General features: G+C 43.9%; 16 protein-coding genes and 3 other annotated features. Of the genes, 3 read left to right on the top strand and 13 right to left on the bottom strand.

All coding sequences use genetic code 11. From position 1 onward, the window contains the following. Positions 1-117: 117 nt before the first annotated feature. Positions 118-1047 carry a ribonuclease HIII gene (rnhC, locus tag CVD23_RS17145; protein WP_101666670.1) on the top strand — a complete coding sequence of 310 codons (930 nt, stop codon included), beginning with the start codon at positions 118-120 and terminating at the stop codon, positions 1045-1047. Positions 1048-1130: 83 nt separating this feature from the next. On the opposite strand, the gene pheT is transcribed toward rnhC, so the two are convergent. The 3 genes from pheT to CVD23_RS17130 form a co-directional block, all read right to left on the bottom strand. Next, entirely contained in the window at positions 1131-3545 is a 2415-nt protein-coding gene (gene pheT, locus CVD23_RS17140) for a phenylalanine--tRNA ligase subunit beta (protein WP_101666669.1), read from the bottom strand. A gap of 14 nt (positions 3546-3559) precedes the next feature. Further along, the gene (pheS, locus tag CVD23_RS17135) at positions 3560-4597 is read right to left on the bottom strand and encodes a phenylalanine--tRNA ligase subunit alpha (protein WP_101666668.1); all 1038 of its coding nucleotides are present in this window, start codon (positions 4595-4597) and stop codon (positions 3560-3562) included. A gap of 50 nt (positions 4598-4647) precedes the next feature. Then, positions 4648-4888 (bottom strand) — a binding site (T-box leader). Positions 4889-4955: 67 nt separating this feature from the next. After that, positions 4956-5711: a TrmH family RNA methyltransferase gene (locus tag CVD23_RS17130; RefSeq protein ID WP_101666667.1), complete on the bottom strand. Its 756-nt coding sequence runs from the start codon at positions 5709-5711 to the stop codon at positions 4956-4958. 157 nt (positions 5712-5868) lie between these two features. Between CVD23_RS17130 and sspI the strand changes: the two genes are divergently transcribed. Further along, positions 5869-6075, top strand: a complete 207-nt coding sequence (sspI, locus tag CVD23_RS17125; protein WP_101578179.1) for a small acid-soluble spore protein SspI — start codon at positions 5869-5871, stop codon at positions 6073-6075. A gap of 164 nt (positions 6076-6239) precedes the next feature. Here the strand turns inward: sspI and CVD23_RS17120 are convergent, their stop codons facing one another. Both CVD23_RS17120 and CVD23_RS17115 read right to left on the bottom strand, forming a co-directional pair. After that, positions 6240-7325 (bottom strand): M42 family metallopeptidase, encoded by a 1086-nt coding sequence (locus tag CVD23_RS17120; RefSeq protein ID WP_101666666.1) that lies wholly within the window; start codon positions 7323-7325, stop codon positions 6240-6242. 73 nt (positions 7326-7398) lie between these two features. Next, a complete protein-coding gene (locus CVD23_RS17115; RefSeq protein WP_101666665.1) occupies positions 7399-7890 on the bottom strand; it encodes a dUTP diphosphatase in 492 nt (163 codons plus the stop codon). A gap of 135 nt (positions 7891-8025) precedes the next feature. Here CVD23_RS17115 and CVD23_RS17110 point away from each other — a divergent pair, with 135 nt between their 5' ends. Next, positions 8026-8430, top strand: a complete 405-nt coding sequence (locus CVD23_RS17110) for a sigma-w pathway protein ysdB (RefSeq protein ID WP_101578198.1) — start codon at positions 8026-8028, stop codon at positions 8428-8430. A 19-nt stretch (positions 8431-8449) separates the two neighbouring features. Here the strand turns inward: CVD23_RS17110 and CVD23_RS17105 are convergent, their stop codons facing one another. The 8 genes from CVD23_RS17105 to dnaI form a co-directional block, all read right to left on the bottom strand. Beyond that, entirely contained in the window at positions 8450-9040 is a 591-nt protein-coding gene (locus CVD23_RS17105; RefSeq protein ID WP_101666664.1) for a TVP38/TMEM64 family protein, read from the bottom strand. A gap of 187 nt (positions 9041-9227) precedes the next feature. Beyond that, complete coding sequence (locus tag CVD23_RS17100) at positions 9228-9491, bottom strand: DUF1294 domain-containing protein (RefSeq protein ID WP_101578175.1); 264 nt, start codon at positions 9489-9491, stop codon at positions 9228-9230. Positions 9492-9564: 73 nt separating this feature from the next. Next, positions 9565-9924: a 50S ribosomal protein L20 gene (rplT, locus tag CVD23_RS17095; RefSeq protein ID WP_101578174.1), complete on the bottom strand. Its 360-nt coding sequence runs from the start codon at positions 9922-9924 to the stop codon at positions 9565-9567. A gap of 25 nt (positions 9925-9949) precedes the next feature. Next, on the bottom strand, positions 9950-10150 hold the full coding sequence (gene rpmI, locus CVD23_RS17090) for a 50S ribosomal protein L35 (RefSeq protein WP_101578173.1): 201 nt from the start codon (positions 10148-10150) through the stop codon (positions 9950-9952). Positions 10151-10165: 15 nt separating this feature from the next. Continuing rightward, positions 10166-10720, bottom strand: coding sequence for a translation initiation factor IF-3 (gene infC / locus CVD23_RS17085; RefSeq protein WP_101578172.1), 555 nt, complete (start codon positions 10718-10720; stop codon positions 10166-10168). A gap of 103 nt (positions 10721-10823) precedes the next feature. After that, positions 10824-10951: a sequence feature (ribosomal protein L20 leader region), on the bottom strand. A gap of 243 nt (positions 10952-11194) precedes the next feature. Continuing rightward, a complete protein-coding gene (gene thrS / locus CVD23_RS17080) occupies positions 11195-13126 on the bottom strand; it encodes a threonine--tRNA ligase (protein ID WP_101666663.1) in 1932 nt (643 codons plus the stop codon). A gap of 164 nt (positions 13127-13290) precedes the next feature. Next, positions 13291-13548: a binding site (T-box leader), on the bottom strand. A gap of 58 nt (positions 13549-13606) precedes the next feature. Then, the gene (ytxC, locus tag CVD23_RS17075; RefSeq protein ID WP_101666662.1) at positions 13607-14476 is read right to left on the bottom strand and encodes a putative sporulation protein YtxC; all 870 of its coding nucleotides are present in this window, start codon (positions 14474-14476) and stop codon (positions 13607-13609) included. Positions 14477-14620: 144 nt separating this feature from the next. After that, on the bottom strand, positions 14621-15559 hold the full coding sequence (gene dnaI, locus CVD23_RS17070; RefSeq protein WP_101578169.1) for a primosomal protein DnaI: 939 nt from the start codon (positions 15557-15559) through the stop codon (positions 14621-14623).

Here is a 15559-nt window from a genome sequence, read left to right as displayed (position 1 = left end):
ATAAAATTAGCGAAGATTTAGAGTCTTTTTAATATTAAAATTTAATTAATGCAACACTAGTGAAACGATAATATTTTTTGAGATAAATATGGGCAAAAATAGTCAGGAGTGTAAGAAATGAGCAATGTAGTTTTAAACAAAAAGGAAGCGGAGATCTATGAAATGAAGATCCATTATAACCGCTCAATCAGTGATAAAACTCCGCCAGGCAGTATTTTTTCTGCTAAAATTCCCGGGTGCACGATTACTGCATATAAATCTGGTAAAGTCCTTTTTCAAGGTCCCGAAAGTGAAAGAGAAGCATCGAAATGGGGCGAAGCAGCTCCAAAGAAAGAGCAGAAAACGGTAAAAGCGGCGGGAAGCCACTTGCCTGCGAACTTTGCCAATCTATCCGTGATTGGATCAGATGAAGTCGGTACCGGAGATTATTTTGGGCCGATTACCGTTGTCGCTGCTTATGTGAGAAAGGAAGATATGCCGGCTTTAAAAGACCTTGGCGTCCGCGATTCAAAAAATTTAAACGACGCGAAAATTTCCATGATCGCCAAAGAACTGATTAAACTAATCCCTTACAGGCTATTAGTGTTGAAAAATGACAAATATAACAAGTATCAGCAATCAGGCATGTCACAGGGAAAAATCAAAGCGCTGCTACATAATCAGGCAATCGGCCAGCTTTTGGAAAAAATCGCACCAGAGCAGCCCGAAGCCATTTTAATTGACCAGTTTGCCGAGGAAAAGGTCTATTATCAACACTTAAAAGGACAGCAAAAGGTCCAAAAGGAACGCGTCTTTTTTAGCACAAAGGCTGAGGGAATCCACCTTTCAGTTGCGGTAGCGTCAATTATTGCCCGTTATGCATTTGTCCGCTGCTTTGAGGAATTAAGCGACGCGGCCGGATTTACGCTCCCAAAAGGGGCTGGCGCACTTGTTGACCAGGCTGGCGCACGGCTGATCAATGAAAAGGGAATCGAATCTCTCCCGCAATTCGCCAAGATGCACTTTGCCAACACGGAAAAAGCGATCAGAATTAGAAAACAGAATTAAAAAACACAAGCGAAGCCGGTGAATGGCGTTTCGCTTGTGTTTTTTTAGCTTCATTAAAAAGCATTCTCCACTGTTTAATGCTATTATCCTCTAAGCGTTGCTCCTGCTTTCTCTTTTACGGCTGCGAGGACTTTATCATGGGTTTTTGCGACATCTTCGTCTGCTAAAGTCCGCTCCGGATCGAAATATTTTAAGGAAAAGGCGAGCGACTTCTTGCCCGCTTCCATCCGTTCTCCTTCATACAGGTCAAAGACGTGAACCTCTTTCAGCAGCTTGCCGCCTGCTTCCTTAATAATCGCTCCGAGCTCGCCTGCCGTTTTTTCTGTATCAACGACAAGGGCAATGTCTCTGGTAATTGACGGGAAGCGGGGAATGGCCTCATATTGTAAAGGAGCAACTTCTGCTTCCAAAATTGTGTTTAGTGAAAGTTCGCATACATATGTTTCCTTCAAATCCATCGCCTTTTGCACGGCGGGGTGAACCTGGCCGATGAAGCCGACTTTTTCACCTGATAAATAAACTTCTGCCGTGCGCCCCGGATGGAGGCCATATAGCGAAGCCTGGCGAAATTCGACCTGATTCTCAAGGCTCAGCCTTGCAAAAAGCCCCTCTAAAATTCCTTTTATAACATAGAAATCGACTGGCTTCTTTTCGCCCTGCCAAGGATGAGATTGCCATAAACCCGTAATCGCGGCAGCGAGGTGCTCACGCTCTTCCGGGAGCTCTTGCCCTGCTCTGGCAAGAAAGACAGATCCTGTTTCATAAACAGCCACACTGTCAAGCTGGCGGGCAACATTATGTTTTAATACTTCAAGCAGCTGGGGAACTATGCTTAACCGCAGAATGCTTCGCTCCTCACTCATCGGCATTGCCAGCCGAATCGGTTCGCGCTTTTCAAGGGCGTACTGTTCTGCCTTTTCAGCACTTGTTAGCGAATACGTAACTGCCTGGAACAAGCCGGCACCCTCTAAATAACGGCGGACAGCACGTCGTTTCTTTTGATAATCCGTTAGAGCTCCCGGTGTGGAAGCGACGACCGGCAAAGTTGTCGGAAGATTATCATAACCGAATAATCGTCCGGCCTCTTCGATTAAATCTTCTTCGATTGTAATATCCCCGCGCCTCGTCGGAACCGTTACTGTGAACAGATCATTATCCACACTGACTCCAAATTGCAGTCGTTCGAAAATATCTTTAACTTTGTTAACTGTCAAATCTGTGCCAAGCACGCGGTTGATCTTCTCTAGGCTTATTGAAATAACAGCAGGCTCAATATCAAGCTCATCTACCTCTGCAGACCCTTCGAGCACTTCGCCGCCGGCATATTCTGCAAGCAGAGCTGCTGCCCGTTCGGCCGCCGCACGAACCCTGTTTGGATCAACACCCTTTTCAAACCGGGCGCTCGCCTCACTGCGCAATCCGTGATCCTTGGAAGCTTTTCGTACCGTTCGTCCAGCAAAATACGCTGACTCCAATAACACAGTTGTCGTATCGCGACCAACCTCGGAATTTGCTCCACCCATGACCCCGGCAATTGCGACCGGCTCCGTGCCATTTGTGATCACAAGATGGTCTTCCGTTAATTCACGCTTCACATCATCGAGCGTTTCAATGATTTCACCGTTTTTGGCACGCCGTACGACAATTTCTTTTGATCCGAACCGGTCATAATCGAAAGCATGAAGCGGCTGGCCATACTCTAGCAAAATATAGTTCGTGATATCAACGACATTGTTATGCGGGCGAATACCGGCGGCCATCAGCCTGCCCTGCATCCAGAGTGGAGCTGGCCCGATCTTTACAGCCTTGATGACCTTCGCAACGTACAAAGGATTGTCCTCTATTGCTTCAACGGTTATTTTTATATAATCAGCCGCTTTTTCGGCAACCTCCGATACTGCTGTCACAGGAAGGTTTACTCCCCTGCCAAGGATGGCTGCCACTTCATAGGCAACACCAAGCATGCTTAAGCAATCGGAACGGTTTGGTGTTAAGCCAAGCTCCAAGACATGATCATCCCTGCCTAACTCGGCAATTGCATCTGCACCAACTTCTGTATCCTCCGGGAATACAAAAATCCCTTCGGAATATTCCTTGGCAACAAGCTTGCTTTCAATGCCAAGCTCCTGGAGGGAACAAATCATCCCGTTTGATTCTTCTCCGCGCAGCTTCGCCTTTTTGATTTTAAAATTCCCAGGCAGGACGGCGCCTACTTTAGCTACCGCAACCTTCTGCCCTTTACCAACATTAGCGGCACCGCAAATAATTTGCACGGGCTCCTCTTCTCCGATATCTACTAAACATTTGTTCAGCTTATCGGCATTCGGATGCTGTTCGCATTCGAGCACATGCCCGATGACAACGTCACGTATTCCTTCGTTTAAAATGGTAACGCCTTCAACCTCAATCCCGCTTTTAGTAATTTTTTCGGCCAGTTCAACCGGGCTTACGCCTGATAGATCAACGTAATCCTGGAGCCATCTATAAGAAACGAACATTTCGGAATCCTCCTTTATTCATGCACAGAAAATTGTTTTAAGAAACGGTTGTCATTTGTATAGAAATGGCGGATATCGTCAACGCCATATTTTAGCATCGCAATTCTCTCAATCCCCAATCCAAATGCAAAGCCCGTATATTTCTTTGAATCGTAGCCGGCCATTTCGAGAACATTTGGGTGAACCATTCCGGCACCGAGAATTTCGATCCAGCCTGTATCTTTACAAACACCGCAGCCTGTGCCTCCGCAAAATTTGCAGGATATATCCATTTCGACGGATGGTTCTGTAAACGGGAAAAAGCTCGGGCGCAACCGAATTTCGCGGTCTTCGCCAAACATTTTCTTCGCAAATAGATCCAGTGTCCCTTTCAGGTCACTCAAGCGAATGTTTTCATCAACGACAAGTCCTTCAATTTGCATAAATTGATGAGAATGGGTGGCATCATCATTATCACGCCGGTATACTTTTCCGGGACAGATAATTTTAACCGGGCCTTTCCCGTGATTTTTTTCCATCGTCCTTGCTTGTACACCCGATGTGTGAGTACGAAGCAAAATATCATCCGAAATATAGTAGGAATCCTGCATATCCCTTGCCGGATGTCCTTTAGGAAAGTTTAAAGCTTCAAAGTTGTAATAATCCTGCTCGACTTCCGGGCCTTCAGCGACTGCATAACCCATCCCCATAAACAAATCCTCAATTTCCTCAATGATCCTTGTCAACGGATGGTGGTTGCCTACCTTGACGGGGCGGCCTGGCAATGTCACATCGATCGTTTCTGAAGCAAGCTGCTCAACAACAGCTGCTTCTTCCAACAGTTGTTGTTTTGATTCAATCGCAGCTGTAATCGCATCACGCACTTCGTTTGCAAGTGCCCCCATTTTCGGTCGTTCTTCTGCCGATAATTTCCCCATTCCTTTCAACACTTCGGTGATCGGGCCTTTCTTGCCCAAATAAGCAACACGGATGTCGTTCAGTTCTTTCAAACCTGATGCATTGTCCACTTTGTGCAAAGCTTCTGCTTGCAGTTGTTGTAAACGCTCTTGCATGTCGTTTCCTCCTATTCGTTTCATGGAAAAATAAAAAACCTCAATCCCTGAAAAGGGACGAGGTTTTGAATTCGCGGTACCACCCTTGTTAACATGCATGCGAAAAAAACGTGCACATTCACTTCATTGGAATAACGGCTCGCGCCGATGCACCTTTACAATCGGGCGACTGGTCCCGGTGCCAACTTCGGAGGTGAACTTCACTTACATGTCCATAAAAATGCTTCCAGTCTGCGGCATTTTCTTCCTAAATGGTTTATGCAAGCTACTTTTCTCCATCATCGTTTTTCATTTTTACAATTTTGCTGTTTATTATAATATATTATTCTCCCCGTTTCAAACGGTTTTCATAAAAAGTTTACTTTTTCAAATAGTATAGAAGAATTCCTGCTGCAACTGCGACGTTTAATGATTCACTTTTCCCATGGATCGGAATAAATAAATTTTTCGTCGTTTTCTCAAGAAGATCACGATTGACGCCGCTTCCTTCATTTCCTACCAACAACGCAAACGATTCACGAGGAGTCACCTCGGAGAAATTCACACCGTTTTCCAGCGCTGTACCGTAAACCGGTATGTTCTGACCCTGCAATTTGTCCAGCCACTCAAACAGGCTGGCCCTGATAACCGGCAGGTGAAAATGGCTGCCCTGTGCGGAGCGCAGCACCTTTGGATTATACATATCAACACTTCCATCCCCAACGACAACCACATCCAACCCGGCAGCATCGGCTGTCCTGATCATCGTGCCCAAATTCCCGGGATCCTGGACGGCATCGATTAGCAGGAATGTCCTGCCGTTGAAATCAGGCTGTACTGCTTGTTCCTGCTGGCAAACCGCCAGAACTCCTTGTGGAGCCTCTGTATCGGAAATGGCCTTAATAATTTCAGCAGTGACGGTTGTAATCGGTGTTTCACCGTAATTCCATCGGGTCGGAATATCGGTATCTTCACTGACAATCAGCTCGAGCACCCGGCCATCTGATGCCAATGCCTCTTCCACAAGGTGGAAGCCTTCTACAAGGAAAGTTCTTGTTTTATCACGTTCTTTTTTCGTCAGCAGCTTTTTCCACTGCTTCACTTGTGGATTACTTAAAGAGTGAATGTGTTTCAAGACGCTCTCACCTCCGCCCCTGTTAAATAAAGCTCGCTTCGAGTCCGCTTGTCAGCGGTAACTCCGGGTCAATTCCCTAATTATAGCTTATCTCTTGTACATAATAAATCCTAAAGTTGAAAAGATAATAACGATACAATTTGAAAGGAGTGTTAATGTGGATATAAATATACGCCATGCGGTTATTCACAATGTAACCGGTAATTCCCAGGAAGAACTGGAGGATACAATCATTGATGCGATTGAAAGCGGGGAAGAAAAGATGCTCCCCGGCCTCGGCGTCCTCTTTGAGGTCATCTGGAATCATTCTTCTGATCAAGATAAACGCGAAATGCTCCAGGCACTTGAAAGCGGCTTAAAATAATATGACAAAACAGCCTCGTGAAATGGCAAGGCTGTTTTACTTATATAAGCCTCTGACCCTGAGAACTTTTTATTCACTCTTCAAACCAAATCTTATTATCGAAAATAAGTCATTATTCTCTATTGAAAAATCCCCGGCTCATTTAAGCCGGGGTAATGATAGTTCTATGCAAATGTAATTTTATCTACTGTATCTTTGTCCAGCCTTTTGATCACTTCGACTATCAGTCTGACGGCGTTTTCGTAATCATCGCGGTGGAGCACTGCCGCATGCGAGTGAATATAACGTGTTGCAATCGTGATTGCCAGAGATGGTACTCCATTATGGCTGACATGAATGGCACCTGAATCTGTACCGCCGCCTGAAATGGCATCAAATTGGTATGGAATATTCAGTTCGTCAGCTGTGTCGGTCACAAGGTCGCGCAATCCTTTGTGGGAAACCATTGAGGCATCATACAAGATAATTTGCGGGCCTTTCCCCATTTTGCTGAGTGCTTCTTTCTCAGAAACTCCCGGAGTGTCCCCGGCGATACCGACATCGACTGCAAAGCCAACATCCGGTTCAATCGTTTGGGCAGAAGTACGGGCACCGCGCAAGCCAACTTCCTCTTGAACGGTTCCGACGCCATAGACAACGTTCGGATGTTGCTGCCCCTGTAATTGCCTTAAAACATCGATTGCTATCGCACAGCCGATCCGGTTATCCCAGGCTTTCGCCAAAAGCATTTTTTCATTCTTCATGACAGTGAATTCAAAGTACGGGACAGCCATATCACCAGGCTTGACTCCCCATTCCAAAGCTTCATCACGGCTTGATGCTCCGATATCAATAAACATGTCTTTAATTTCGACCGGTTTCTTCCTTGCTTCTGCAGTTAGAATATGAGGTGGTTTAGAGCCGATGATACCGGTAACATCGCCTTTACTTGTCACGATCGTGACACGCTGGGCCAGCATAACCTGTGACCACCAGCCCCCGACAGTCTGAAACCTCAAGAACCCTTTGTCATCAATACTTGTAATCATAAAACCAACTTCATCAAGGTGACCGGCAACCATAATTTTCGGCCCGCCTTCCTGGCCGACTTTCTTGGCAATTAAGCTGCCCAATCCATCACTTGTTAATTCATCAGCAAACGGAGCTATGTATTTTTTCATTACTTCGCGAACTTCTCGTTCGTTTCCGGGAATGCCTCTTGCATCGGTTAAATCTTTTAACATCGTCAAAGTTTCATCCAAATTAGCCATCATATCGACTCCCTTAATATGTAGTTTCCAACTTCATTATACTTGAACCTGTTTTAATTATACAAAAATTCCGTTAATAACCTTGCCGCTGCCTCTCATAGTTTACTTCATTTTTTGCGAAGTACGCCCCTTCAATCTCGTCCCCTGAAAAACCGAGCAGTCCGGCCAACTGGAGATAGTTTTCGAGCAACTGCTGATAATCTTGTAAGCTGCGGTTTTTTTGAAAATGAAGGGCATTTTTATACACCTTTAAAAATTGCTCACTTAATGTGCTTTCAGCTTCAGTGCGCAGTTGGGCCACTTCCATGCTTTCAAAACCGATCTCAATGCCGATTGATAAAATAAAATGGATGCCATCCACATACTCCTCCAGGATGACGTGTTCGGGAGACGGCCCTTTTTTGCTCCAAAATTTAAAGCAGCGCGTTTCGTTGGCTAATTCGCCAATCTCAACGAGGAGAGCAAGCACCTTTTGGTTAAACAGGTCTGTACCATGAAGCTGGTGTTCCGATTCAATGTGATTGTCAAGATTTTTTTGCATTTGAAACAGCTTTTGCCAATTCATAGCTCGTGGTTTCCCTTCCTTCTTATAATTCCCCAAAACGGGTATCCTAAAAAAATTATATCAAAACAAAAAAAGGATGAAACTTTTTTTATGTTCATCCGTAAATAAGAAAAATAATCATGGAGGGGCTTTATGATGATGTGGCTTCTGCGCTTCATATTATTTGCACTCATTATCTTCATTATTTACAGGTCCATTAAGTATTTGTTGAATCCAAAGCGGAAGCTTGAGCTTGCTCACGAGCAGAAACGCTATTTTTTACTGGATGATGCCAATAATGTCCGTAAAAATTTCCTGATCACCTATAAAGGTGTCTTATTCGAAGGTGAAAAATATTTGGGAACGACCGACAATGCTTTTGAGATTGTATCCATTTTCATTTGGCCAAAAAGTACAGCTGCCTTAAAGGGAATGACGCGGGATGATTTTCTTTTTATTGAGGAAGACATTCATGAGATTTATCCAAACAGCCAGATCGATTGGAAAAGCCCCATAAAGGAATTTTTGAAAAAAAGCCAGTCCCCTGGCGAAACGATTTAATATTTTTTAAAAACAACGTTCACTCCGGACGTTGTTTTTTTACAGCGATATTGAAAAATTCCTTCCACTTAATCACCGTTACTTTTTCCCGCAAAATATAGACGAGAATCGCAAGCGAAAAGAGAATGATCGCAACCAGCACCGGAGTAAAACGGCTGATGAATTCACCAAAAATAGTATAAAACAATGCGAGCGGTAAATTGCTTAAGAATGAGCCTTTTATATATTCTTGAAACGTTTTTGTTCGCTCAAGCAGGCAAAAGCTTAACAGATGATAATGAACAAAGGGAATGACCCGCAATACGGCAACTTGGCCAACCGTCAAATTGCGGTATTCTCCAAACCATTTTCGCTTGACATTGGTCAACTTCCGATGGGTTTCCGGCATTTTCTCAATGAAAAAATAGAAAAATAAACTGACAAGCATCAGGCCCATCAACGAAAAGATCGTGCCCCACACAGTCCCGAAAAGAACCCCGCCAGCCGCACAGACAACGACAACCGGAATAAACAGGAACGGTCGCAATAAATGAAAAGCAACAAAGGCAAGCGGTGCAAAAATCCCTCCTGTTTCAACGAGAACAAAAAGAAAAGACCATTTATCTTCCATGCTGTCACCCGCTTCTGCTGTTTGTCTTGATGATAATAAAGCTTATGGGAAGGACAGGAACGATATTACCGAAAAGATTGGCAGGTAAAGCTTCGGAGAATTAAATGCTGAATTTTTCCACGGTAGTTGAAAATAGCCTGATTCCAAATTGGAATCAGGCTATTTTCACACTGACAAATTACAAGAGTTACATAGCGGCTTGAACCAGAAGAAACATCTCGATAAGTGCTAGCAGCGGCAAGCCGAGCTTAAACTGCCAATGCTTCGTCTTATGCCTGAACGCATACATGCCGACTGTCATACCGAAAGCGCCACCGAGAACAGCGCAAGTCCATAAAGTTTTTTCGCTGATTCGATACTCACCTTTTTGGGCCCGCCTTTTATCATATCCCATTAAAAATAACCCGATCAGGCTAACTCCTAACAAAGCAACTAACCAAAAATTTTCCATCCGATATACTCCTATAAAAAATTAAAAGCCATCCTCCTTAGAGAATGGCTTGAAACTGAATCGATGTCAATAATTATTTACTGAATTGCTGCTTTGCAGTGTTTGCTAATTCAGCAAATGCTTTGTCATCGCTAACAGCCAGTTCAGCAAGCATTTTGCGGTTTACATCGATACCAGCAAGCTTTAATCCGTGCATTAAACGGCTGTAAGAAAGGCCGTTAATACGAGCAGCTGCATTGATACGAGTAATCCATAGTTTGCGGAAGTCGCGCTTTTTCTGGCGACGATCGCGGAATGCATACATCAGAGATTTCATTACTTGTTGGTTAGCTACTTTATATAATGTATGTTTTGAACCATAATAACCTTTGGCTAATTTAAGAACTTTTTTACGACGTTTGCGGGTAACTGTACCGCCTTTTACACGTGGCATTTATTTTCCCTCCTATTATCGGAAATTACTTAATGTTGTCTAATAAATGACGAATGCGTTTGAAATCGCCTTTAGAAACAAGAGTTGCTTTGCGAAGTTTACGCTTTGCTTTTGTAGATTTGTTAGCGAATAAGTGGCTTGTATAAGCGTGCGAACGTTTTAGTTTACCAGATCCAGTCTTCTTGAAACGCTTAGCAGCGCCGCGGTGTGTTTTCATTTTTGGCATTTGGGATTCCTCCTCTTACTTGTCGTTTTTAGGTGCAAGGACCATGAACATGCTTCGGCCGTCCATTTTTGGATGCGATTCAACCGTTGCAACTTCAGTGCAAGCTTGTGCGAAACGAATTAGGACTCGCTGGCCAATTTCCTTATGAGTAATCGCGCGTCCTTTGAATCGGATCGACGCTTTTACTTTATCGCCTTTTTCAAGGAATTTTATAGCATTGCGAAGCTTTGTATTAAAATCATGTTCATCAATGGTCGGGCTTAAACGAACTTCTTTGATATTAATAATTTTTTGATTTTTGCGAGCTTCTTTGTCTTTCTTCTGCTGCTCGAACTTAAACTTTCCATAGTCCATGATGCGGGCTACAGGAGGCTTTGCATTCGGTGCAACAAGAACTACATCAAGATTTACGCGCGTAGCAATTTCGAGTGCTTCATTCTTTGATTTAATTCCCAATTGCTCGCCATTTTGGTCAATGAGACGAACTTCACGGGCGCGAATGCCCTCGTTTAACAACATGTCTTTGCTAATAGTTAGACACCTCCAGGGTTTAATAACGAATACAAACATTTGGGTCAAGAATTATCCATGATCTCACTTCACCGAATCCCGGGTGTTTGGGACAGGTTGAATCGGTAAGTTGCTGCAGCACGGGCTGCTGCTTCGTGTTTTTACAAATAAAAAAGTGCAGGTGAACACACCCACACTTACGAATTCAGTAAGAAACAAAAAGTTTCACGTAAGACCTGCCAACTGCATAAGCGTCAATCAGGTGAGAAGCGGGTGCTTCTTCTTTTCCTCAAAGTCGTATTCAATTTACCTAAATAACTATAACAAATTCATCTATGAATGTCAAATGAGCTACTTTTTTTTGCAACAAAGAGAATCTTACCAAAATTAAAGTGAGCTTGCAAGCTATTTTTAATATATACATCTCTCTTTTAATTCAGCGGACATCGCCATTCATTAAGCGAAACGCTTAAAACGTTCATAGAAAAACGAGAAGCTGCGAACACAGCACAGCATCTCGTTTCGAAACCACTTTTACAGCTTCACTTCATCCTTCAAACCTTCAATAAAGCTTTCAAATGCAACTGTTTCAGACTTTTGCTCGCCATACTTGCGGACGTTGACCGCCTTTTCTTCGACTTCTTTATCACCAACTACGAGCATATATGGGATTTTTTGCATTTGCGCTTCGCGGATTTTATAGCCGATTTTTTCATTGCGTTCGTCAAGCTCAACGCGAAAGCCTTCTGCCCGCAGCTGCTCCTGTACCTGCTGGGCATAATCGAAATGAATATCCGGGGACACAGGAATGACCTGGACTTGGACAGGCGCGAGCCATGTTGGGAAAGCTCCTTTATATTCTTCGATTAAGAAGGCAACAAAGCGTTCCATTGTCGAAACGACCCCGCGGTGGATCACAACTGGGCGGTGCTGCTTTCCATCCTCGCCAATATAAGAAAGATCAAAGCGCTCAGGCAGCAAGAAATCCAACTGGACAGTCGATAAAGTTTCATCCTTACCGAGCGCTGTTTTTACTTGAACGTCCAATTTAGGTCCGTAGAATGCTGCTTCGCCTTCAGCTTCGAAGTAATCGACACCCAGCTCATCCATCGCTTCTTTCAGCATTGCCTGAGCTTTTTCCCACATTTCATCGTCATCAAAATATTTTTCAGTGTCCGCTGGATCCCGGTACGATAATCGGAACGAATAATCATCGATATTAAAGTCTTTGTAAACCTCCAGCACTAACCGGACAACCCGTTTAAATTCCTCTTTAATTTGGTCAGGGCGGACAAAGATATGAGCATCATTTAAGGTCATCCCCCGAACACGCTGCAGACCGGACAATGCTCCGGACATCTCGTAACGGTGCATCATGCCGAGCTCGGCAATCCGAATTGGCAGCTCACGGTAGCTGTGGATGGCATTTTTATAAATCATCATATGGTGCGGACAGTTCATCGGCCGCAGCACAAGCTGCTCATTGTCCATATCCATGACAGGGAACATATCTTCTTGATAATGATCCCAGTGGCCGGAAGTCTTATAAAGGTCGACGCTGCCCATGATCGGAGTGTACACATGATCATAACCCAGACGTTGTTCCTTATCGACAATATAGCGCTCGATAATCCGGCGGATGGTTGCGCCTTTTGGCAGCCATAGCGGCAGGCCCTGGCCGACCAGCTGTGAGTTTGTAAATAAACTTAACTCTTTGCCGAGCTTGCGGTGATCGCGCTCTTTTGCTTCTTCCAACAAGCGCAAATGCTCTTGAAGGTCTTCCTTTTTAAAGAAAGCAGTTCCGTAAATGCGCTGGAGCATCTTATTATCGCTGTTGCCGCGCCAGTACGCCCCGGCAATGCTCAACAGTTTGAACTCCTTCAGCTTGCCGGTCGATGGCATATGCACGCCGCGGCAGAGATCGAAAAATTCGCCCTGTTCATAAATAGTCACAGTTTCATGTTGAGGGATTGCCTCAATTAGCTCCAGCTTATATTCATCATCGATTTCTTTAAAGAGTTGTACAGCCTCATTGCGGCTTACTTCCTTGCGGACAATCTCAATGTTCTCATTGACGATCTTGGCCATTTCTTTTTCAATCAACGGGAGATCCTCCGGTGTTAACGATTCCTCCATATCAATATCATAGTAAAAGCCGCCGTCAATAACCGGGCCGACGCCGAGTTTGACATCTTTATAAAGGCGCTTGATCGCCTGGGCCATTAAATGGGCACTGCTATGCCGAAGAATTTCAAGCGCGTCTTCACTGTCCGCTGTAACAATTTCGATTGCCCCATCTTCCTCGATTGGACGGCGAAGATCATACAATTGGCCATCTACTTTACCGGCAATCGCTTTTTTCTTCAGTCCCGGACTGATTGAGGCAGCAACTTCTTCGGTTGTCGTTCCTTTGGAAAACTCCTTTACGGCTCCATCAGGAAAGGTTAATTTCACAACATCTGACATGACTCTTCCTCCTTTTCTAAACTGCGTAAGCGCCTGTTCAGACTATCGCCCGGTCAAGTCGCTTTTTCGCAAACTTAATGGACGCAGTGAAACAACGCTGGAACCGGGATTTATGCCAGTTCCCAAAACGCTATCTGTGTAAAAATAAAAAAACCCATCCCTGTAACAGGGACGAGTTTTATACACGCGGTTCCACCCAATTTCATATTTTCAGCAATTGAAAATATATCTCTGGAAAAATAACGGTTTTAGCCGTCAGCCAATACTTTTTGGATCAAGGAAACAGACGTGCTCTTCCCGATTATGTTCATGGCCGAAGTTCAGAGGCGGTAAGCATCAGGTCCGTGTTGGGAAAATTGCAGCCGTGTCTTCCCTCTCTGGTAACCGTAACCGAATACCCTTGTCCTCATCATTACTTTTACGAATGATTTTATGTACGTAATTATAGAGGGTATTTTTTTGAAAAGCAAGAGGTTCTTATTACATTTTTTCTTCAGCCGTATAGGGCAGGAAGCTTTTTCGTTCATTAAAGTCGGCGACTGCCTGAATCGTAACCCTTTCCTCAAATATGTTGCAGATCGTGCGGACTAGCGGCTCATTACGATCTTCCGTGTAAAGAAAGATCATGGCCGGGGCAATCGAAAGCAATGGCGCAATCGTGACTGAATCCACATAAACTGGATGATTAAAGAGCAGCTTTCGATCGATCATTCTAACCAGGTCGGCCCGTTTGATTTCGTAAAAATGCTCGTCAAAAAAAGTAGATCCATCGTTAATGAGCAGGTGAAGCCGCCGAATTTTCATCTCCCGTTCTGCCAAAAAATCTCTTAATGTCTGAATAAATATTTGGTACTCCTGCTCCATTTTGTATTCGTCGATGGAGATTTCCACATACTTCTCAAGACAATCCAGATAGGGCCTGAGCCGAAATTTCACAAAAGAATCGAATGAAAAGGATAGATTTTTTTGAAAAAGGTCATCCATAGCTTCCTTCAATATATTCTCCTCGTTCGTATCCTGAAGCAGGACCGCTAGTTCCTCACGATTCCCGTCCAAAATCGAATAAATAATTTCCATGATTTGCGACTGTTCCTCGGTGTCATTAAAAAAATAGTTTTCTGCTAAAATCGTCCGGAACCATTGCTCCCGTTTCCAATAAATAATAAATTCATAGAAAGCCTGTTTCACATCCGCTAAAATAATGTCCGCATTCGCTTCTGCCGTAAGCTTAATTATATGTGGATCTTCAAAAAGAAGATTTATTTTTCCAGACTCGGAGGATAAATGCCGCTGTAAATATTTAATAAGGCCTTTTGCATCCTCTTGTTTTTGGAAGATGATCTCAAACAACCAAATCCCCCCTATATCAAAATCTCTAATTTTATGTATATGGGGAACAGGGACAAAATAGAAGCAAGCACGCCGAAAGTCCTTAGTGATTTTCTGATCCGTTTAGATAAAAAAACCACCTTAAGTAACAGGTGGTTGAATACATTATTTTCTTCGGTTCTCACCGTCAAGCATGATAGGCTCAGCCAAAAATCTGATGCGTTCCATAATCCGGCGCGCTTTCATTTTTTCTTCCTCACCGCGCTGGCTGTATGTTAAATGATGCTCAAGCCCCTTGAAGTCGAAATTGGATGTAAAGAAAGTTGGCAGGTTTTCGGACATGCGATATTGCAGGATCGGACCAAGCACCTCGTCCCTGACCCAGCTCGACATCGTTTCAGCGCCAATATCATCGAGCATCAAAATCGGCTGCTTCTTGATCGTTTCAATTTTCCCATTTAATGTCGAGTCAGCAATCGAATTTTTCATTTCTCTGAGCAGTTCAGGCACAAACACGATCATCGAGGAGATTTTTTTTGCGGCCAGTTCATTGGCAATTGCCCCTAACAGGAATGATTTTCCGACTCCAAATTCTCCAAATAAATATAAACCTTTTACTTTCTCTCCAGATTGATAGGCTGCGATAAAGTCTCCCGCTTTTTCAAGAGCTGTATAGCGGCCTGGATTATCGGCTTTCAGATCAAAATCACTAAAGGAAACTTGTAAAATATCTTTTGGAAAATACATGCTTTTAATCAGCTTTTCGTTCTTGCGCTTTTCATCCTCCATCACCTTTCTCGGGCAGCGATCATAGTGGATATCGATCGCATTTCTCCCGATTACCAGTTTGGGATGATACCCCTGCATATAATTAATACAGCCGCCAAGGCTTGGACACCGATTACATTCTTTGCTTTGATCGGTGTATTCAAGCAGCTTTCCCATGCTTCTTTCGACCATTCCATCGTTCACTTCATCCCTATGCTCGCTCAGAAAAGCGTTAATCTCGGGACTTTTCATAATTTTATCCCGCATTAAGGCATAGCGTTTTTGAAAGTCTTCATTTCCGGCAAGCCTTTTTATCGTCTGGTTAATTTTCTCCAC

Origin of the sequence: Bacillus sp. V33-4, from assembly GCF_002860225.1 — a bacterium.
In the GTDB taxonomy this organism is placed as follows: Bacteria; Bacillota; Bacilli; order Bacillales; family Cytobacillaceae; genus Bacillus_BJ; species Bacillus_BJ canaveralius.
This window is presented reverse-complemented; position numbering and strand designations above follow the sequence as displayed.